This is a genomic window from Chitinophaga silvisoli, from assembly GCF_003412465.1.
Lineage (GTDB): Bacteria > Bacteroidota > Bacteroidia > Chitinophagales > Chitinophagaceae > Chitinophaga > Chitinophaga silvisoli.
Genome location: NZ_QTJV01000001.1, coordinates 588,354 through 607,825, shown reverse-complemented (window position 1 = coordinate 607,825; position 19,472 = coordinate 588,354). Strand labels below are relative to the sequence as shown.

General features: G+C 46.3%; 17 protein-coding genes. 8 read left to right on the top strand and 9 right to left on the bottom strand.

The window, feature by feature from the left end; genetic code table 11:
• Positions 1-271 precede the first annotated feature (271 nt).
• The gene (locus tag DXN04_RS02540; protein WP_116851728.1) at positions 272-1,531 is read left to right on the top strand and encodes an MFS transporter; all 1,260 of its coding nucleotides are present in this window, start codon (positions 272-274) and stop codon (positions 1,529-1,531) included.
• Positions 1,532-1,544: 13 nt separating this feature from the next.
• Here DXN04_RS02540 and DXN04_RS02535 read toward each other — a convergent pair whose 3' ends face one another.
• Complete coding sequence (locus DXN04_RS02535) at positions 1,545-2,036, bottom strand: YkgJ family cysteine cluster protein (RefSeq protein WP_116851727.1); 492 nt, start codon at positions 2,034-2,036, stop codon at positions 1,545-1,547.
• 167 nt (positions 2,037-2,203) lie between these two features.
• On the opposite strand from DXN04_RS02535, the gene gcvP reads away from it, so the two are divergent.
• The 5 genes from gcvP (at position 2,204) to DXN04_RS02510 (ending at position 8,994) form a co-directional block, all read left to right on the top strand.
• Positions 2,204-5,074, top strand: a complete 2,871-nt coding sequence (gcvP, locus tag DXN04_RS02530; protein ID WP_116852407.1) for an aminomethyl-transferring glycine dehydrogenase — start codon at positions 2,204-2,206, stop codon at positions 5,072-5,074.
• Positions 5,075-5,263: 189 nt separating this feature from the next.
• Positions 5,264-5,782, top strand: coding sequence for a hypothetical protein (locus DXN04_RS02525; protein ID WP_116851726.1), 519 nt, complete (start codon positions 5,264-5,266; stop codon positions 5,780-5,782).
• A 176-nt stretch (positions 5,783-5,958) separates the two neighbouring features.
• Positions 5,959-6,312 (top strand): MmcQ/YjbR family DNA-binding protein, encoded by a 354-nt coding sequence (locus DXN04_RS02520; protein ID WP_116851725.1) that lies wholly within the window; start codon positions 5,959-5,961, stop codon positions 6,310-6,312.
• Positions 6,313-6,317: 5 nt separating this feature from the next.
• Positions 6,318-8,210: a CocE/NonD family hydrolase gene (locus DXN04_RS02515; RefSeq protein ID WP_116852406.1), complete on the top strand. Its 1,893-nt coding sequence runs from the start codon at positions 6,318-6,320 to the stop codon at positions 8,208-8,210.
• Positions 8,211-8,277: 67 nt separating this feature from the next.
• Entirely contained in the window at positions 8,278-8,994 is a 717-nt protein-coding gene (locus DXN04_RS02510; protein ID WP_116851724.1) for an FKBP-type peptidyl-prolyl cis-trans isomerase, read from the top strand.
• Positions 8,995-9,122: 128 nt separating this feature from the next.
• On the opposite strand, the gene DXN04_RS02505 is transcribed toward DXN04_RS02510, so the two are convergent.
• From DXN04_RS02505 to DXN04_RS02470, 8 genes are all read right to left on the bottom strand, one after another.
• On the bottom strand, positions 9,123-10,118 hold the full coding sequence (locus DXN04_RS02505; protein WP_116851723.1) for a chorismate synthase: 996 nt from the start codon (positions 10,116-10,118) through the stop codon (positions 9,123-9,125).
• A gap of 26 nt (positions 10,119-10,144) precedes the next feature.
• Complete coding sequence (aroA, locus tag DXN04_RS02500) at positions 10,145-11,434, bottom strand: 3-phosphoshikimate 1-carboxyvinyltransferase (protein WP_116851722.1); 1,290 nt, start codon at positions 11,432-11,434, stop codon at positions 10,145-10,147.
• A 16-nt stretch (positions 11,435-11,450) separates the two neighbouring features.
• Positions 11,451-12,476, bottom strand: coding sequence for a 3-dehydroquinate synthase (gene aroB, locus DXN04_RS02495; RefSeq protein WP_116851721.1), 1,026 nt, complete (start codon positions 12,474-12,476; stop codon positions 11,451-11,453).
• 38 nt (positions 12,477-12,514) lie between these two features.
• The gene (locus DXN04_RS02490; protein WP_116851720.1) at positions 12,515-13,612 is read right to left on the bottom strand and encodes a chorismate mutase; all 1,098 of its coding nucleotides are present in this window, start codon (positions 13,610-13,612) and stop codon (positions 12,515-12,517) included.
• 109 nt (positions 13,613-13,721) lie between these two features.
• Positions 13,722-14,564, bottom strand: a complete 843-nt coding sequence (locus tag DXN04_RS02485) for a prephenate dehydrogenase (RefSeq protein ID WP_116851719.1) — start codon at positions 14,562-14,564, stop codon at positions 13,722-13,724.
• Positions 14,565-14,576: 12 nt separating this feature from the next.
• A complete protein-coding gene (locus DXN04_RS02480) occupies positions 14,577-15,737 on the bottom strand; it encodes a pyridoxal phosphate-dependent aminotransferase (RefSeq protein ID WP_116851718.1) in 1,161 nt (386 codons plus the stop codon).
• Between the two features lie 22 nt (positions 15,738-15,759).
• Positions 15,760-16,581, bottom strand: a complete 822-nt coding sequence (locus DXN04_RS02475) for a prephenate dehydratase (RefSeq protein ID WP_116851717.1) — start codon at positions 16,579-16,581, stop codon at positions 15,760-15,762.
• 557 nt (positions 16,582-17,138) lie between these two features.
• Positions 17,139-17,372 carry a hypothetical protein gene (locus DXN04_RS02470; protein WP_116851716.1) on the bottom strand — a complete coding sequence of 78 codons (234 nt, stop codon included), beginning with the start codon at positions 17,370-17,372 and terminating at the stop codon, positions 17,139-17,141.
• Between the two features lie 252 nt (positions 17,373-17,624).
• Here DXN04_RS02470 and DXN04_RS02465 point away from each other — a divergent pair, with 252 nt between their 5' ends.
• Complete coding sequence (locus DXN04_RS02465; protein WP_116851715.1) at positions 17,625-18,194, top strand: RNA polymerase sigma factor; 570 nt, start codon at positions 17,625-17,627, stop codon at positions 18,192-18,194.
• A 36-nt stretch (positions 18,195-18,230) separates the two neighbouring features.
• Entirely contained in the window at positions 18,231-19,310 is a 1,080-nt protein-coding gene (locus DXN04_RS02460; RefSeq protein ID WP_116851714.1) for a S1C family serine protease, read from the top strand.
• Positions 19,311-19,472: the final 162 nt, after the last annotated feature.

Here is a 19,472-nt window from a genome sequence, read left to right as displayed (position 1 = left end):
TGAACATCATCAAATATAGCATAAAATTGCCCATTGTGCTAGAATGGCAGTCTTCTTTTAACAAAAGATTGAGAAACAGGGTAATGTAGCATAGGCGCTATTTTTAAAGGAGCTGGCGGCCACATTCACTTCGGTTATTTGCTACTAAAACCAGACCAATATCTTATAAAATTAAGGTTCCTGGTTGAATTTAACGATACCGCTTATCAGTTTTAAGTTATGGCATTTATTCAAATTATATATTTTTGCAGTGGTTTAAAAAACTGATTACGTGGATAATCCGGCTAACACTAAGAATGACCCTTACGCTTCGCTTCGTCTTCCTGAATTTAACTACTATCTAATTATTCGATTCGCGCTTGTCTTTGCCCTTACAATGCAGTTCATCATCATAGAATGGAAAGTGAACCTTCTCTCCAACCATGATCCTTTTGCACTTGGCCTGATAGGCCTTGCCGAGGTCATCCCGGCTGTATTGCTGGCTCCTTTTGCAGGGCACATTGTGGATAAGAGAGAGAAAAGAGGTATCCTGCTCAGGTGCGTTATCGCTTACGTTATCATTGGTTCAGGACTCTTCTTCCTCACCTGGGATAAGGCAGTGGCAGGTTACGATACCCACCATATCCTGATGGCTATTTATGGTCTGGTTTTCCTGGGAGGCATCGTCCGGGCCTTTGTAAGCCCGGCCAACTTCTCATTACAAAGTCTTATCGTACCCCGTACATTATATGCCAACGCCTCTACCTGGGCCAGCAGCGCCTGGCAGATAGGCAGTATGGCTGGTCCTGCACTGGGGGGCCTGCTGGTATATGCAATAGGAGTACACTGGTCTATGCTGCTGGTGGTAGCAGTGTTTTTACTGCCCCTGTTCAGCCTGATCATGATCAAACCCAAGCCTGTGCAATACTCCGCCAAAGGTGAAACGTTCCTGGATGGTTTGACGAAGGGGATGCGGTTTGTATGGAATACAAAAGTGGTGCTGAATGCCATGGCCCTGGATATGTTTGCAGTATTGTTTGGCGGGGCGGTAGCCATGCTGCCGGTGTTTGCATCCGATGTACTGCACGCCGGTGCGCTGGAATTTGGGTTACTCCGTTCTGCAGTAGCGGTAGGTTCACTGGTTACCATGTTCATCCTGGCTTACAAGCCACTGGTCCACAAGCCAGGTATCAAACTGCTGGCAGCAGTCTTCGGCTTCGGCATCTGTATTATCATCTTCGGCTTGTCGAAGAACTTCTATCTTTCCTTCTTTGCATTATTGCTGAGTGGCACCCTCGACGCAATCAGCGTAATCATCCGTCAGACCATTCTGCAATTGAAAACACCCGATGAAATGCGGGGTCGTGTGGCAGCTGTAAGCTCTATGTTCGTAGGTTCCTCCAATGAGCTGGGTGCCTTTGAAAGCGGGTTTATGGCCAGGATGATGGGCCTCGTACCATCTGTCGTGTTTGGTGGCTGCGTCACACTCGGGGTAGTGATTACCACTTATATCATTTCGCCGGCTATGCGTAAGCTGGACCTGAAGGCATAAACCTCTTTCTCATTTATTTCACTACATCCCGCAGCTTTTCCAGCACATAGAACACCGCAGGACAAATGGTACTGTTCAGGTAAGTAGTATTGGGCCGCTTCACAAACTCGTAGCTATCTGTATAAGGATAGTTCTCACAGTCACCAGGCCTTGCATCGTAGATGCTGCAATAATTGTCTGCCCCCAAAAACGGACAGGGACTGCTCTTCACCACATAATCCCCATCTTCGTCCAGGCGCAGGTACGTCTCGATAAACACCGATTCCCGCATACCCAGGTATTTTGAAATGCGCTTGATATCAGGCGTTTTGAACCTGGGACTGATCGATTTACAACAACCCGCGCACTGCAGACAATCAATGTGGCTGAAAGCCTCCTCATGCAGGTCCGGCAATAGTTTCTCCACCCCCCTACCCTTCTTGGTCTGTAGCTTCTGCAGAAACTGCTTATTGGCTTTTTGCTGCTCAGTTGCCCGCTGCTTCCAGTTATTTAGTAATGCATCCATTTGCTGCAAAGGTAATACTCTCCCTTGAACGACAATCATGTGACAATTCCCGGAGATATCCAAGGCACAATTATCACCACAATTTCCACAAGCCCGTGGCAGGTTTGGCCATTGCTAAAAAACAGAATACCTTTGCACATTCTTATTATCATACCTGCTTTCACATCATGAATCTTTTTGATATACAACAAAATGAGTTTGTAGGTCGGCACATTGGACCTAACGAAACAGAGACCAACCACATGCTGGAGACCATCGGTGTATCTTCGCTGGAAGCATTGATCAGCAAGACAGTACCAGGTGCAATCCGCATGAATCACCCGCTGGCAGTACCCGCGGCAATGAGTGAAAGTGATTATCTCCGTCATCTCAAAGAAGTATCTCTCAGGAACGAAGTATTCCGTAACTACATTGGTCAGGGATATTACGACACCATCACACCCAGTGTGATCCTGCGCAACATCTTCGAGAATCCAGGATGGTATACCCAGTATACTCCCTATCAGGCAGAGATTTCCCAGGGTCGTCTGGAAAGCTTGCTGAACTATCAGACAATGGTCAGCGACCTTACCGGTCTTCCAATCGCCAATGCATCCCTGCTGGATGAGGCGACAGCTGCTGCAGAAGCCATGAGCATGTTCTTCAGCGCACTGAACAAGGACCATGACAACCTGACCCGTCCTAAATTCTTTGTGGACGTAAATGTGTTCGCTCAAACCAAAGATGTAATCATCACCCGTGCTACTCCGCTGAATATCGAAGTAGTTAGCGGCGACTATAAAACTGCTGCGATTGATGAAACCTATTTCGGTGCATTGGTTCAGTATCCAAACAGCATTGGTGCTGTAGAAGACTACCAGGACTTTATCCAGAAGGTACACACTGCGGGTGCTTATGTAGCGATGGCTACCGACCTGCTGGCACTCACCATCCTCACCTCTCCGGGTGAACTGGGCGCTGATGCAGCACTGGGTTCCGCACAACGCTTCGGTGTTCCATTAGGTTTCGGTGGTCCGCACGCTGCTTTCTTTGCTGTAAAAGATGAGTTCAAACGCGCTATCCCGGGCCGTATCATCGGCGTAAGCCTGGATGCACAGGGCAACCGCGCACTGCGCATGGCCCTGCAGACCCGCGAACAGCACATCAAACGTGAAAAAGCAACTTCCAATATCTGTACCGCCCAGGCATTGCTCGCTAACATGGCTGCAATGTACGCTGTATACCATGGCCCTGCCGGTCTGAAAAATATCGCTACCCGCGTAGCTATCCTCGCCACTGCACTGGGTACCGCCCTGCAGGCAAAAGGTTATGCACTCGCAGCTACCAGCTATTTCGATACCCTCGAAGTATCTGTAAAAGCAGTAGCCGATATCAAGGCAAAAGCAGAAGGTGCCGGAATCAACTTCTTCTATCCCGGTACTGACAAGGTGATCATCTCTCTCGATGAAACCACCACCATCCAGGATGTGAATGACATCCTCGCTATCTTCGATGCAGGCCGCCTTCCTGCAGACAGCAACAGCCTCACCGCTACCGCTGTTCCTTCAGCACTGGTGCGTACTTCCGAATACCTTACACATCCTGTATTTAACAGCCATCACAGCGAGTCCCAGATGATGCGTTATATCAAGATGCTGGAAAATAAAGACCTCTCTCTCAACACTTCCATGATCTCCCTGGGTAGCTGTACCATGAAACTGAACGCTGCTACAGAAATGATTCCTTTGAGCTGGTCTCACTGGAGCAGGATCCACCCATTTGCACCTAAAGCGCAGACTGGTGGTTACCAGCAGATCGTTGATGAACTGGGCGAATACCTCTGCAGGATCACTGCTTTTGATGCCTGCAGCCTGCAGCCAAACAGTGGAGCACAGGGTGAATACGCTGGTCTGCTCGTTATCCGCAAATATCATGAAAGCAGAAATGAAGGTCACCGTAATGTAATGCTCATTCCTATCTCCGCTCACGGTACCAACCCTGCTTCCGCAGTAATGGCCGGCTTTAAAGTGGTGGTAGTAAAAGCACTGGAAAATGGTTATATCGATGTAACTGACCTGAAAGCTAAAGCTGCCCAGTATGCAGATAAGCTGGCAGGTATCATGATCACCTACCCTTCTACTTACGGTATCTACGAAGAAAGCGTAAAAGAAATCTGCGCTACCGTACATGAATTTGGTGGTCAGGTATATATGGATGGTGCCAATATGAACGCTCAGGTAGGTTTAACCGCTCCGGGCCTCATCGGTGCCGACGTTTGTCACCTGAACCTGCACAAGACATTTGCAATTCCTCACGGTGGTGGTGGTCCTGGCATGGGTCCGATCTGCGTGGCTAAACACCTCGCTCCTTACCTGCCTGGTCACGTAAGCCTGAATGATGGTAAAACAGGAAATGCAGTATCTGCAGCACCTTATGGCTCTGCAAGCATCCTGCTCATCTCTTATGCATACATTCGTCTCCTGGGTGCAGAAGGCCTGAAGAAAGCATCTGAAAATGCAATTCTGAACGCCAACTACATGAAAGCACGCCTGGAAAAATCATACGAAATTCTTTACAGTGGCAGCAATGGCACATGTGCACACGAGTTTATCGTAGACCTCCGTCCATTCAAAGCAACTGCCGGTGTAGAAGCGGAAGATGTGGCAAAACGCCTGATGGACTACGGTTTCCACGCACCAACCATGAGCTTCCCGGTACCAGGTACGATCATGATCGAACCTACTGAAAGTGAGGACAAAGCAGAACTGGATCGCTTCTGCGATGCACTGCTGGCTATCCGTGCAGAAATCAGCGCTGTTGAAACAGGTAAAGCAGACAAAGCAAACAACCCACTGAAGCACGCACCTCATACCCAGTTTGTGATCACTGCCGAAGAATGGAATCGCCCTTACGGCCGCCAACAGGCAGCTTACCCGCTGGAATATGTAAGACTCAATAAGTTCTGGCCTTCTGTAAGCCGTGTAAACAATACACATGGTGACAGAAACCTGATTTGTACCTGCGAACCCGTAAGTTCCTACGCAGAAGCAGAAGCTTAAGAGGAAAATAATTAACGTATACGCAAACGGCTAAAAGCGAATGCTTTTAGCCGTTTTTTTATTTATAAAAGAGAAAAACCTAATATTTTTTTGTTCACACACATACTAAAAGTGCTTTTCTGTCGTATTAAGACTTACTTATATTTAGAAAAATTTTACATATATTAGAAATTAGAAAAACCCTTATCTATGCAGGACTACTCTTTTATGACCATCGAGGAGATCTTCCTCCTTCAGGATGCGTTGAAAAAGAACAAAAGGCAAATCCTTAAGTTCATTTTGATTGGCCTTACGCTCGTGCTCATCGCAGCATATGTACCTCAGTTTTTTCTCAAGAGAAGGTATTCCGAAGAAGAAATCGATGCCACCATGTTCAGTTACAGGAACACATGGTTCTGGGTATGGTTACTCTCCTTTGTGCTCGTACTTGTCTTTGCCCTGATCAAGGTGACTGATGTACGGTACTTTACCATCAAAAAAGACCTGACCCTTCTCCAGAAAGGACAAATCAAAGTCCCCCTGGAACATGTGTATCAGGGTAACAATGATATGCAGACCAGCTTTATCGTAAAACAGGAAGGTGTAAGAAAAAGAAAACGCCTCTTTTACTGGATGCGGGGCAGGCTGGATGATTTTAAATCAGGACAGGAAGTAGAAATCATATACGGACGCTATTCCCGCATCATTCTCAACATCAGCAAAGCCTGATATCTTCAATACCAACCATATCAACTGCATGTAGCTATCAATTTTTACAAATACTGGTATCGGCTCATTACATATTTTATAAAAAATGACTGATAACCGAATACATAACCGGGGCAACAGGTATACTGTCTGCCCCGGTTTTTTTATACCTTTGGCGCTCTTAGATTCAATGGCTTATGAATATTGAACAGTTTCGTGATTTTTGCATCGCCCTGCCCGGTGTTACCGAAGAGTTTCCCTTTGGTGAAGAAACACTTGTGTACAAGGTGATGGGAAAAATGTTTACACTCACCAGCCTCGATAGCTTCGAAAGCATTAACCTCAAATGCGATCCCGAAATTGCTATTGAACTGCGCGAACGCTATGATGGTGTCTCGCCGGGTTATCACATGAACAAGAAACACTGGAATACAGTCGATGTACATGCCGGTATTTCTGATAAACTGATCTATCAGTGGATCAGAGATTCATACAATCTGGTAGTAGATTCACTGCCTAAGAAAACAAAAGAACTACTGAAAAATACATAATGCTTATGAAACGGATCTTATGGCTGTTTGCGATTGTTATCGCCTTTAGCACCAGGGTGAAAGCTATCAATGCAGATTCACTGTGGATGTACGAACACTACACCAAAAAAGAAGTATATATCCCCATGAGGGATGGTGTAAAACTGTTTACAGCCATTTATATACCAAAAGACAATACAGAAAAACACCCATTTCTGATGGTACGTACCCCCTACTCCTGTTCCCCCTACGGAGAAAAAGAGTTCAGACCTTTCTATGCCAGGTATACCAATACATACCTCCGGGAAGGCTATATAATGGTCATACAGGACGTACGGGGCCGTTGGATGAGCGAAGGTACCTTCATGGATGTTCGTCCTTATAATCCCGCTAAAAAGGGCAAAAACGAGATCGATGAAGCAAGTGATACTTACGACACTATCGACTGGCTGGTGAAAAACATCGCCAACAACAATAATAAAGTAGGTGTATTCGGTACTTCTTACCCTGGTTTCTACAGTACTATGGCAGCTTTGAGCGGTCACCCTGCCCTAAAGGCCGTGAGCCCGCAGGCACCGGTGACTGACTGGTACCATGGCGATGACTTTCACCACAACGGTGCATTCTTTGTTGCAGATGCCTTCTCCTTCTATACCAGTTTCGGCCAGCCAAGACCCAAACCTACCACTGTAGGCCCTAAAGGTTTCGATTATTTCACTACTGACGACAACTATGAATTCTATCTCAAAACAGGTGCACTCTCCAACTTCTCCAAACTGATGGGAGACAGCATTGCATTCTGGAATGACCTCATGCATCACGGTGACTACGATGCCTGGTGGAAAGCCAGAGATGTAAGACAATACCTGAAAGGTATTCAGCCGGCCATGCTGGAAGTTGGCGGCATCTTCGATGCGGAAGATTGTTTTGGTGCCTGGAATACCTACAAGGCGATTGAAAAACTGAGCCCTGATGCAAACAACCGTATCGTAATGGGCCCCTGGTATCATGGCCAGTGGGGAAGTCCTGACGGTACTCACCTGGGCAATGTGCACTTCGGTAGCAACACCTCTGAATACTATCAGCAGCATATCGAAGTACCCTTCTTCAATTACTACCTCAAAGGCAAGGGAACAGCTGCTGACATTGCAGAAGCAACCGTTTTCTTTACCGGCGAAAACCAATGGCGTAAGTTCAATCAATGGCCTCCCGCCAATGTACAGCCACAATCCATCTATCTGCAGGCCAATGGCAAACTGGATTTCTCCAAACCACTACCTGGCAGCAGCTTCTCCGAATACGTAAGCGATCCGGCAAAACCGGTTCCTTACACACAGGATGTGCATTTCTATCGTACTATCAATTACATGACAGATGACCAGCGTTTTGCTGAACGCCGTCCTGATGTAGTGACTTTTTCAACTGATGTACTGAAAGAAGACCTCACACTGGCAGGTCCGCTCACAGCGAAACTGGTGGTTAGCACCAGCGGTACTGATGCTGACTTTATAGTAAAACTGATCGATGTATTCCCCTACGATTTCAAATATGAAGACAAGGCGCAAAGCGAACATTACCGGGTACCCTCTTCCACCTATCCCATGGGTGGTTATGAAATGCTGGTAAGAGGCGAAGTAATGAGAGGCAAGTACAGGGAAAGCTTTGAAAAACCAGTTCCTTTCACGCCGGATGCGCCTGCTAACGTGGATTTTACCCTGCCTGATGTAGCCCATACATTCCAGAAAGGACACAGGATCATGGTACAGGTACAGAGCAGCTGGTTCCCGCTGGTAGATCGTAACCCACAGGTGTTTACAGATATCTATCACGCTACAGACAAGGACTTCAAAAAAGCGACCATCCGTATTTATCATGATGCGGGCCATCCGTCAGCGATAGAATTGCCGGTGTTGAAATAAAAATTAACTTGCGGTCGTTCAAATATGTAAATTTCGTAAGTCCATTACCATTGATAACTACTATTTTATGATCAAAAAAGCCCTTCTACTGGGAGCACTCGGCGTCATTTCCCTGAATGGATTTGCGCAAAAAAAATCTAAAAAGAACAAAGGCAAGGAGCAAACTGTTGTTCCTGCGGCACCTTTATTGCAAACTAAAATCGATACAGTAAGCTACGGCCTCGGTCAGGATATCGGAAATACCCTGAAGACACAGGGATTAGACAGCCTGAACCTGAACGTACTGAAGCATGCCATCGAGGATGCACTGAAGGACACTACCTTACTGGCAAAAGAAACAGCAAATATGAGTATTAGTAATTATCTCCAACAGATAAAAGCGGAAAAGATGCAAAAGAACAAAGAAGCAGGTGAAAAATTCCTGGCAGAGAATAAGACTAAACCAGGGGTGGTTGCACTGCCTAGCGGTTTACAATACCTGATTCTGAAAGAAGGTGATGGTCCAAAACCTACCGCCGCAGATAAGGTGAAGACACACTATCATGGTACACTGATTGACGGTACTGTATTCGATAGTTCTGTAGAAAGAGGTCAGCCAATCTCCTTCCCTGTGGGTGGAGTAATTAAAGGTTGGACTGAAGCACTGCAGCTGATGCCTGTAGGTTCCAAATGGAGGTTGTTTATTCCTTCTGAGCTGGCTTACGGTGAGCGCCAGGCAGGACCGAAGATCGGACCAAACAGCGCACTGATTTTTGATGTTGAATTATTAGGCATCGAGAAATAATAAATAAAAAAGAGGTTGTATCAAAAGTAACCTGAAGGCATTGAGAATTACATTAAATCCTCTCCGTCAGATCCCCGAATAAAATCCGGGACATTTTACTTTTGATACAACCTCTTTTTATTAATAACTTATTTCCAGATTCTCGGGCTTCGCTGCTCTATCATCATCAGGTCTGCCAGCGCCATTGCGGCTACTGCTTCCAGCACCACCGGTACTCTCAGCGCTATACACAGATCATGTCTTCCCTTCACACTAAATGCCTCTACCTGTCCACTCTTAATATTCAGGGTATGCTGCTCCTTAGGCGTGCTTGAAGTTGGCTTTACCGCTACACGGAATACCAGTGGATTCCCGTTCGTAATACCTCCTACTACCCCTCCTGCATTGTTGGTAGCAGTCTTTCCGCTTGCATCCAGGATCGCATCATTGTGTTCTATTCCTTTCATCTTCGCCGCTGCAAAACCAGCACCGAACTCAATGCCTTTGATGGCAGGAATAGCAAACACCGCATGCGCAATAGTAGATTCTACCGAGTCGAAGAATGGCTCTCCCAATCCAATAGGCAAGCCTTCTACCACGCATTCTACAATACCACCTACAGAGTCTTTCGCTGCAATTGCCGCTTCCAGTCCCTTTTCTGCATCAGGCAATCCCGCTACTTCTTTCAAAGTTGCAGTGACCTTAATGCTGTCACCCAGAATCTTCTTGGCAATTACACCTGCCGCTACCAGGTTCAGTGTGAGCCTGCCGCTGAAGTGACCACCACCACGGTAATCTTCAAAGCCACCATATTTATGCGTAGCTACAAAGTCCGCATGACCAGGACGTGGAAACTCACGCAGCTTCTCATAGTCAGTACTGCGGGTATTGTTGTTTTCAAACAAAATTGTAATCGGCGCACCAGTAGTATGGTCATTGAAAACGCCGGATTTTATGTAAGGCAGATCATCTTCCTTACGGGGTGTGGTGCCTTTAGCGCCCGCCTTGCGCCTGTCCAGATCTGGCAGGAAATCCTCCTGCTTCAGCGGAATACCTGCCGGTACACCGTCAATATTCACGCCTACACTAGCGCCATGCGACTCACCGAAAACATTCACCCGGAATAATCTACCGAAACTGTTCATTAGTATGCTGATTTATCAATGTCGTGTTAATGTACCTGACTGGTGGCTCCTTCCTTTTTTACCACACCGCCTAACTTCTGCAAATGTTCATAAAATTCAGGATAAGATTTATTAATCGCCTCCGCATCTTCAATCACTACCGGACCACTCGCCGTCAGTGCAGCTACTGCACATGCCATCGCAATCCTGTGATCGTTGTGAGAGCGAACGGTACCACCTGTGATACCCGTACCTCCATGCACCAGCATTTCATCGCCATGCAGTTCAATGCTGATACCCAGTTTACCAAATTCTTCCTGTAAAGTTTTACCACGGTCACTTTCCTTATGTGCCAGTCTGCTCACGCCCAGTATTTTCGTAGTGCCTTCGCAGTTAGCTGCCAACGCTACGAGCGGAGGGAACAGGTCAGGACAATCAGTCGCATCGAAATCAAACGCTTTCAACTGCTGCTTTTCCACATTCACAGTGAATACACCTGGCATCAGACCAGCGCCTGCTTTTTCCAGTGCTTCCAGAATCGCTTTATCAGATTGTGCAGACTGTGTATTGAGGTGGTGTACTTCTGCCTTACCAGCTACCGCAGCAGCTACCAGCAGGAACGCTGCACCGCTCCAATCGCCTTCTACAGTATATTCTCCGGCTTTGTATGCCTGTTTCTTACCAAAGGAGAACCGCTCAAAGTTTTCCTCTTTCACCTGTACACCAAACTGCTGCATCAGCTGCAGGGTAAGGGCGATATATGGTTTACTTTTCAGATCCTTCACAGTAATGGTTACATCCTCTGCAACAGCACCAAAGGCCATCAGCAAGCCTGTTAAGAACTGTGAGCTGAGTGAACCATCGATCGTGATATTCTTAGCCTGCAGGGGGCCCTGAATGTGCAAAGGTAGCTTGCCCTCGAGGGTGCTGATCTTTACACCCACCTGTGGTAAAACTTCTTCGAAGAAGTTCATCGGCCGGGTGGTCAGGCTACCATGACCATTGATGGTAATAGGTAGTGGAGAAAGAGAAGCGATCGGGGTAAACATGCGGATACCTAAACCCGATTCTCCACAATTGATTTCGTTACCGGCAGATTGTACCGGGTGAATACCATTGCTGCTGATCTCGATATAATCTTCCTGGCGGTTGATAGTTGCACCCAGTTTGCTGGCTACATCCAGTGCTGCGAGACAGTCATTGCTCAAACCCGGATTCCGGATAATGCTTTTACCATTGCTCAGCAACGCTGCGGCTACTGCCCTTTGCATAGCGCTTTTGGAAGGATTGGCTGTTACGGTGCCATTGATGCTGCCGGGTAATATTGTTACTTGCATGTGTGTGTTTGGTTGTTTATAGCTCCTCCAGCAACTGCTTCAGCGTTGCCAGCGGTACAGCCTTTGTATGCGCGCTACCTACCTGTTCCAGCAGCACAAAATTGATCGCATCCTTTTCCCGCTTCTTATCCAGTTTGAAGATATCATACATCTCCTCCTTGTTCGAAGTAAGGGTCACCGGCAGCTGGTAATCATTGATCAGCCTGATCAACCGGTTGGTTTGCTCCACCGGCAAAGTAGATAACTTTTCCGAGATCTTGGCAGCTGCCACCATCCCGATAGCTACGGCTTTACCGTGGGCGATGTTCTCAATTTTTTCTACTGCATGCCCCAGGGTGTGGCCGAAATTGAGCCAGCGGCGGGATGACTGCTCAAATTCATCTTCCAGTACTACCTTGGTCTTCAGCTCCACAGAGCGTTCCACCAGGTACTCCAGAACGGCAGGATCCTTTTGCATGGCCTTATCCCGGTTTTCTTCCAGGTAAGTGAACAAACTTGCATCCAGGATACAGGCATACTTGATAATCTCCGCAAAACCATTATGCCATTCTTCGTCAGGCATAGTCAGTGGCAGTGAGTAGTCAAACAGGATAAACTCAGGTTGCCTGGTAGTACCCAGCATGTTCTTATGTTTACCATGGTTGATCCCATTCTTGCCTCCGATAGATGCATCTACCTGTGCGAGCAATGTAGTAGGTACAAAACCTACCCGCATCCCGCGCATGTATATGCTGGCGGCATAACCCGTTAAATCCGTAGTCATGCCACCACCTATACCTACGAGCATCGTCTTGCGGTCAGCTTCCAGCTCTATGAGCCCATCAATAATCTGTTCGAGTACTTCCTCACTTTTATTCTCTTCTCCATCCGGAATCACCAGCTTCCTCCAACCCTGCAATTTCATTCCATGGTGTTTATCCACATTCTCATCCACTACCAGTACGGTACGGGATGGATCGGCGTAATTGCCCAGCTGGTAGAGGCTTTCTCCCAGGTAATATTTGGTAGCACTATGCTGGAACTGGTAAGATAATGTTCTCATATATAATTTATGGTTGTGCCTGATTGCTCAGGACGCCACTATTTTCCTTCGTTCATTACTCTGTTCTGTCTGTTGATGGACTCCAGGTGAACTGCATCGAAGTATTTCAGGATGAAATCTTTGGTCAGACCCAGTTTATCACCCTTTGCAATACCACGTTCCAGGATTTCATTCCAGCGGTTTGTCTGCAGAATGGTAACGTTGTTTTCTTTCTTGTAAAGACCAATCTTCTCAGCAATCTTCATACGGTTACCCAGCAGCAGCAGAATTTCATCATCGATCTGGTTGATCTGACCACGCAGCTTATCCAGTGCAGAGTTGAATTCTTTTACGTCAGTACGTTCGTGGCGCCATTTGATACCATCCAAAATTTCTGCCAGTCTTTCAGGAGTTACCTGTTGTTTCGCATCGCTCCATGCTTTGTCAGGATCGATGTGAGATTCCAGCATCAGACCATCGTAATCCAGGTCGATTGCTTCCTGACCGATTTCCTGCAGAATGTCACGACGACCACCGATGTGGCTGGGGTCACAAACGATTGGCAGTTCAGGCATACGACGCTTCATTTCGATTGGCAGGTGCCACATTGGAGCATTACGGTATTCAGTATTGCCATAGCTGGAGAAACCACGGTGAATCAGGCCTATCTTGGTGATACCGGAGTTACGCACACGCTCTACAGCACCTACCCACAGTTCCAGGTCAGGGTTGATTGGGTTCTTGATCAATACAGTTGTATCCACACCTTTCAGCGCATCAGCTACTTCCTGTACTGAGAAGGGGTTTACAGTGGTACGTGCACCAATCCACAAAATGTCTACATCATGTGCCAGCGCTTCTTCTACCTGTTGTTTAGTCGCTACTTCCACTGCTACCGGCAGGCCAGTCAGGGCTTTCGCTTTCTGTAACCATGGCAGCCCCTGTACACCAATACCTTCGAAAGATCCCGGACGGGTACGTGGTTTCCAGATACCAGCACGCAGTACATCTACTTTACCTGTCTTTGCCAGGCGCTGTGCGGTTTCAATTACCTGCTCTTCAGTTTCTGCACTGCAAGGGCCGGAGATGATCAACGGCTTCTTGTCTGAGCCCGGATCAGAGAACTTTGTGTTGGAGAGGATGTTTGCTAATACCATCGTTGTAGTTTTTTAGTCCACAGACTATAGTCGATAGTCCATAGTGTTTGATTTGATTATTGGTTTGTTACTATGAGCCATCGACTATAGCCCACGAACGATTGATTACTTATTTCAGAATCTTCCTGATCTTATTTGATTTCTGGATCAGTTTATAAAAAGCGTCATAATCTTCATTCTCCAGCAGGTCCTTCATCTGTTGCAGCTGGTGGATATGTTCATCCAGTACATCCAGCACATTATGACGGTTATGCTTAAAGATGGGTACCCACATATCAGGGGAGCTTTTAGCCAGACGTACGGTAGATTCAAAACCACCGCTTGCCAGTTCAAAGATGCGTCCGTGCTCCTTTTCCTTTTGCAGTACAGTCAGCGCCAGGGCAAAGGAGGTGATATGAGAGATGTGCGATACGTAGGCAGTATGCAGGTCATGCTCTTCTGCATTCATATATACGAGGCGCATCTGCAATTTGTCTATCATATCTTCAACAATTTCTACGGCATCTTCATCACTGTTTTTCACATCGCACAGCACCATGGTTTTGTTGGTGAACAGGTTTGGTATAGCTGCTTCAGGGCCGGAATACTCCGTGCCGGCCATCGGGTGGGCAGCTACAAAGCGACCTCTGTGGGGATGACCGGCTACGAGTGCAAGGATCTTTTCTTTTGTAGAGCCCACATCCATAATCACCTGTTGTGGCCCCGCGTTGTCAAGAATCGAAGGCAGCACTTTCAGCAATCCATCTACAGGTATCGCCAGTATCACTACTTTGGATCGCTGCATCGCTGCTTCCAGGCTTGCTCCCTCATCGATAATATTGAGCTCCTGCGCTTTTTTAAGGTTGTCTTCGTTCTGGTCCACACCGATGATGTGGGTGGCTACCCCCTTTGATCTCAGGCTGATGGCCAGCGATCCACCGATTAAACCAGTACCTACTATCGTTACGATCATACGTTTGTCTGTTTATTTAATTGCCCTGATCCTTTGCAGCACCTCGTCAAATACTTTTTCATCTTTACAAAGGCTCACTCTTATATATCCGTTCCCGTTACTACCGAAGATCCCACCCGGCGTGATAAATACCTGTGCTTTCTGCAGAATTTCATCCGTAACTGTAAATCCGTCTTTTGCATCTGCAGGTATCTTAGCCCATACGAACATACCTACCTGGTCACGATCGAAAGTACAGTTCAGCAATTCCAGCAGTTCAAATACTTTTTTGCGGCGGCCTGTATAAATCTCATTCAGTTCAGCATACCACTCAGGCCCCAGTTCCAGTGCTTTTACAGCGGCCATTTGCAATGGCTGGAACATACCGGAATCCATATTGCTCTTGAAGCGCAGTACTTCATTAATCCATTCCTGTTTGCCTACCAGCATCCCCACGCGCCATCCCGCCATGTTAGACGATTTGCTGAGGGAGTTCAGTTCCAGCACCACATCCTTTGCTCCCGGGGTCTGCAACAGGCTTTGCGGCTGTGCATTCAGGATAAAACTGTAAGGATTGTCGTGGCAGATGAGGATATTATGCTCACTGGCAAATTTAACCAGCTTTTCAGCAAAGGCCGTGTTGAAGCGGGCACCGGTCGGCATGTGCGGGTAGTTTACCCACATCAGCTTTACCTTGCTCAGATCAGTTTTAGCCAGCGCATCCAGGTCAGGCAACCATCCATTTTTTTCTTCCAGGTCATAGTCTCTTACAGTAGCACCACTCAGGTTCACAGCGGAGCGGTAAGTGGGGTAACCCGGATTGGGTACCAGGGCCTCATCACCTTCCTGCAGGTAGGTCATGCAGATGTGCATGATGCCTTCTTTGGAACCGATCAGTGGCAGTACTTCTTTCTCAGGATCCAGGGCCACGCTGTAGTAGCGCTGGTACCAGCCGGCCATTGCCTGGCGCAGTGCCGGAATCCCTTTGTACCCTTGATAGGCGTGCGTATCAGGACGATGAGCATTTTCAGTCAGCGCCTCGATCACAGAAGGATGCGGGGGCAGATCAGGACTACCAATGCCAAGGTTAATCACTTTGGCACCAGCCCTGTTCATTTCATCTATTTCTCTCAGCTTTTTGGAGAAGTAGTATTCTTCTGTTTGTTGCAGCCTTTTTGCTACCTGTAAGTTCATATCGTATGATTGAAAAATAGGATTATAATGTTTTGCCTTTCTTGTAGATGCCGAGCACTTTCAGATGTTCAGTCAGCGGCGTGATTTTGCTGATGCCTTTCTGGAAAGTAGCCAGATCTTCGAATTCGAAATCGGCATGGAAATAATAATTCCATTCCTTGGTAGGCATTGGGAAAGACTGCAGTTTGCTCAGGTTAATACCTGCATTTGCTACCTGTGTCAGCACTTTTGCCAGGGTACCAGATTCGTTGGACGTCTGGAAGTATACAGATGCTTTGTTGGCATCTTCCGCAGGCTCTACACCATTTGGAGAGATAACCAGGAAGCGGGTATAGTTGTTCTTGATGGTGTGGATGTTTGGTGCAATAATTTCCAGACCATAAATTTCAGCAGCCAGCTTGCCGGCAATAGCCGCTGTAGTTTTCAGTTTCTTTGTAGCCACATGCTTCGCACTCAGGGCGGTATCCTCAGTTTCCACCAGCTTCATAGCAGGATACTTGTCCAGGAAGTCAGTACACTGCAGGAGCGCCATGTGATGGGAATGTACTTCCCTTACATCTTCCAGTGCGGTACCAGGTAATGCCATCAGATGCTGCTTGATGTGGAGGTAGATCTCTCCTATCACATGCAGATTTGAGTTTTTCAGCAGCGTGTAGTTTGGAAGAATACTTCCGGCAATCGAATTTTCGATGGCCATCACACCCGCATCAGCTACCTGCGTTTTTACTTTCTTAATCAATTCTGCGAATGAAGCACAACATTCGATCGTTATATCCTTTCCATAGTATCCTTGTGCCGCTATTTGGTGAAAACACCCTTCGAATCCCTGAATTGCGATGTGCATCTTATTGTGGTTTGTTTATGTTTGATAGTTGCTACAACAACTACCGGATAAAATGAAAAAGGGCCCCGGTTGAGCCGGGACCCTTTTAAGTGCAGTTATATGTTTAGTGCATTTTTTACAAAAGAGTCCCGGCCTTTACGACGTAAAAGAAAAAGTAAAAAAAGTAAAAGAAGTAAAGACTGAAACGACGTAACATAGATCAAGTTATTAGAAAAAAAGAAGGCCTCCCTTATCGGGAGGCCTTTTTGTTAGTTTCTTTTTATGTTTAAGTACTACAAACGACCTCCCTAATTCTGGTACCAGAAAAAGTAGAAACCATAAAAGTAACCAAAGGTTGTTTGCTGTATCATAATTTGCTGAATTGCCCAACAAAAATACATCAGGATTTGAATTGTCCAAGCACTTTTGTAAAAAATTATATTCTATTCAATAAACAGGCACAATTTCAACGATTTATTCAAAAAGAAGGGCCTGGCTGCCCCAATAGGTAAAAAAAAACCGCCCTGCGGTTGCAGAGCGGTATATAAAAAGCTATTATTTGCTTTGTCAGGTAAAGATTAGTGCTTAGCAGCAGTATCTTTTGCAGCAGCAGCAACTGAATCAACAGCAGCCTTAGCGGTATCAGCTTTAGCAGCGATTGAATCGTTAGCAGCGTTAGCAACTGAATCAATGTTCTGAGTAGTTGCAGCAGCAGTTGAATCAGTAGCAGATTCGCTAGCGCCACCGCCACAAGCAGTTACAAATACACCCAGAGCCAGAGCTAAGAAACCAATTTTCAGTGCGTTCTTCATTTTTTTATTTTTTAGGTTTTTTGAAATATTGTTTCTTCTTTATACCTGGTTCGAAGAAAGGTAACCCAGCTTTTCAGAAATATTTTTAAAAAAATCTCTTTTTCCTATAAAACACCCTATGGGCAAGGTTTTTAATTATATAATTTATAAGTTTATATGAAAAAAGATTGCAGCCTGCATCTAACATCTGGCTGAAAACTTATTTTTTTTCCCCTACTTTGGGTTACCAAAGCGATATAATAGTATTAATAAGTGAAGCATAATCTGAACATAGAAAGGGATCGGGAATTATTACTGGGACTGACCCGGAATGACGATAAAGCGCTGTCTACCATCTACGTGGAAAATTTTCCAGCAGTATTAAGGATGGTACTACAGCACAAGGGTTCTGAGGATGATGCGAAAGATCTTTTCCAGGAGGCCATGATCGTACTGTATGAGAAAGCACAGACAAGTGAATTCGATCTATATAGTAAGCTCAAGACCTATTTATACGCCATCTGCCGCCACCTCTGGCTCAAAAAGCTCCAGTCAGGCAGCTGGCAACTCTCCCTGCCGGACGAACTTGAAGAAGTATTACCGGCAGACAACCACATGGAAGACCATGATAAAAAGGACGAACAGTTCCGCATCATGGAGCAATCTATGGGTAGCATGGGAGAACCCTGCAAAACCATCCTGGAAGATTACTATATCAGGAAACTCTCTATGGCGGATATTGCAGAGAAATTCGGGTACACCAACGCTGAAAATGCGAAGAACCAGAAGTATAAGTGCCTGATGCGGTTAAAGAAACTCTTTTTTGATAAATATAAATTATAGGGCCCGGCACAGGACCCGCAAAGTGGTTTACAGGCGATGAATGATTCAAATTTAATACGTGACATTGAACGCTATCTGGAAGGCGACATGAATATGCAGGAAAAAGCTGCATTTGAAAAGTTATGCCAGTCCGACCCGGTAGTAAATGAGCAGTTGAAAGCCCATCAGCACATTACGGCACAGCTGGAAAGTTACGGCCGCAGATTGGCGCTACAGGAGAAAATGGACCAGATCCATGCCTCCCTCGATATGGACATGCTGCGCAATGCAGCTACCCCTGCCCCGGCCAGAGTCATCTCCTTCCGCAGAAGGCTGCTGACAAACGTTGCTGCTGCAGCATGTATCGCACTCGTTACCTCACTTACTACCATTGCCCTCATCCAGAAGGCAAACAGGCAGAAAACAACCGCTCAATATGAGGATGTAAGAAGAGTGCTCAACAATATACAGCGCTCTCAGAACGCCCTTATCAACGATATCAACAATAAGAAGCGTGTACCTGCCAACCCCGGCACTTACGGAGGCACAGGTTTTGCCATTACCGATAATGGTTATGTGGTTACCAACTACCACGTAGTAGCCGGTGCAGACTCTATCTATATCCAGAATACAAAAGGTGAAGCCTACAAAGCTACCAGCGTATTCGAAGACATTTCAAGCGATCTGGCCATCTTAAAGATTACAGACAGCACCTTCAGAAGCCAGCCTATTCCTTACTCCGTAAAGTTCCAGAAAGCCCTGCGTGGCGAGAAGGTCTTTACACTGGGGTATCCCCGTGATGAGATTGTTTATGGAGAAGGTTATATCAGCGCTCAAACCGGTTTCAACGGTGACTCTGCCGCTTACCAGGTATCCATTCCTGTAAATCCGGGTAACAGTGGTGCACCACTGATGGATGCAAAAGGTGATATAGTAGGTATCGTAACAGGAAAACAAACTACTGCCGACGGTATCGCCTTTGCAGTGAAATCAGCACAGCTGAAGCGCCTGCTGGAAGAAATGCCTAAAGAGAAAATGGGTAAATGGAATCACAAGAATCGTCTGGAAAACCTGACCCGCGTAGAGCAGATCAAAAAACTGGAAGATTTCGTATATATGGTTAAAGTATACAACTGATAAAATATTTTTTCTATTGGCCTCTGCAACCAAAACGGCCACTCTGGATTCAGGGTGGCCGTTCTTTATTTATAAAACCATAGGCTGGTAATGATAAAACCCATAAAAAGATCTTTGTTACTTAAAGCCCAAAGACCCTTTTATGGGTTTTTATAAATTTCT

Coding starts and splice junctions, on each gene's coding strand:
- DXN04_RS02535 (WP_116851727.1), bottom strand. CDS start 2,036: ATGGATGCATTACTAAATAACTGGAAGCAGCGGGCAACTGAGCAGCAA.
- gcvP (WP_116852407.1), top strand. CDS start 2,204: ATGAATCTTTTTGATATACAACAAAATGAGTTTGTAGGTCGGCACATT.
- DXN04_RS02525 (WP_116851726.1), top strand. CDS start 5,264: ATGCAGGACTACTCTTTTATGACCATCGAGGAGATCTTCCTCCTTCAG.
- DXN04_RS02520 (WP_116851725.1), top strand. CDS start 5,959: ATGAATATTGAACAGTTTCGTGATTTTTGCATCGCCCTGCCCGGTGTT.
- DXN04_RS02515 (WP_116852406.1), top strand. CDS start 6,318: ATGAAACGGATCTTATGGCTGTTTGCGATTGTTATCGCCTTTAGCACC.
- DXN04_RS02510 (WP_116851724.1), top strand. CDS start 8,278: ATGATCAAAAAAGCCCTTCTACTGGGAGCACTCGGCGTCATTTCCCTG.
- DXN04_RS02505 (WP_116851723.1), bottom strand. CDS start 10,118: ATGAACAGTTTCGGTAGATTATTCCGGGTGAATGTTTTCGGTGAGTCG.
- aroA (WP_116851722.1), bottom strand. CDS start 11,434: ATGCAAGTAACAATATTACCCGGCAGCATCAATGGCACCGTAACAGCC.
- aroB (WP_116851721.1), bottom strand. CDS start 12,476: ATGAGAACATTATCTTACCAGTTCCAGCATAGTGCTACCAAATATTAC.
- DXN04_RS02490 (WP_116851720.1), bottom strand. CDS start 13,612: ATGGTATTAGCAAACATCCTCTCCAACACAAAGTTCTCTGATCCGGGC.
- DXN04_RS02485 (WP_116851719.1), bottom strand. CDS start 14,564: ATGATCGTAACGATAGTAGGTACTGGTTTAATCGGTGGATCGCTGGCC.
- DXN04_RS02480 (WP_116851718.1), bottom strand. CDS start 15,737: ATGAACTTACAGGTAGCAAAAAGGCTGCAACAAACAGAAGAATACTAC.
- DXN04_RS02475 (WP_116851717.1), bottom strand. CDS start 16,581: ATGCACATCGCAATTCAGGGATTCGAAGGGTGTTTTCACCAAATAGCG.
- DXN04_RS02470 (WP_116851716.1), bottom strand. CDS start 17,372: ATGAAGAACGCACTGAAAATTGGTTTCTTAGCTCTGGCTCTGGGTGTA.
- DXN04_RS02460 (WP_116851714.1), top strand. CDS start 18,231: ATGAATGATTCAAATTTAATACGTGACATTGAACGCTATCTGGAAGGC.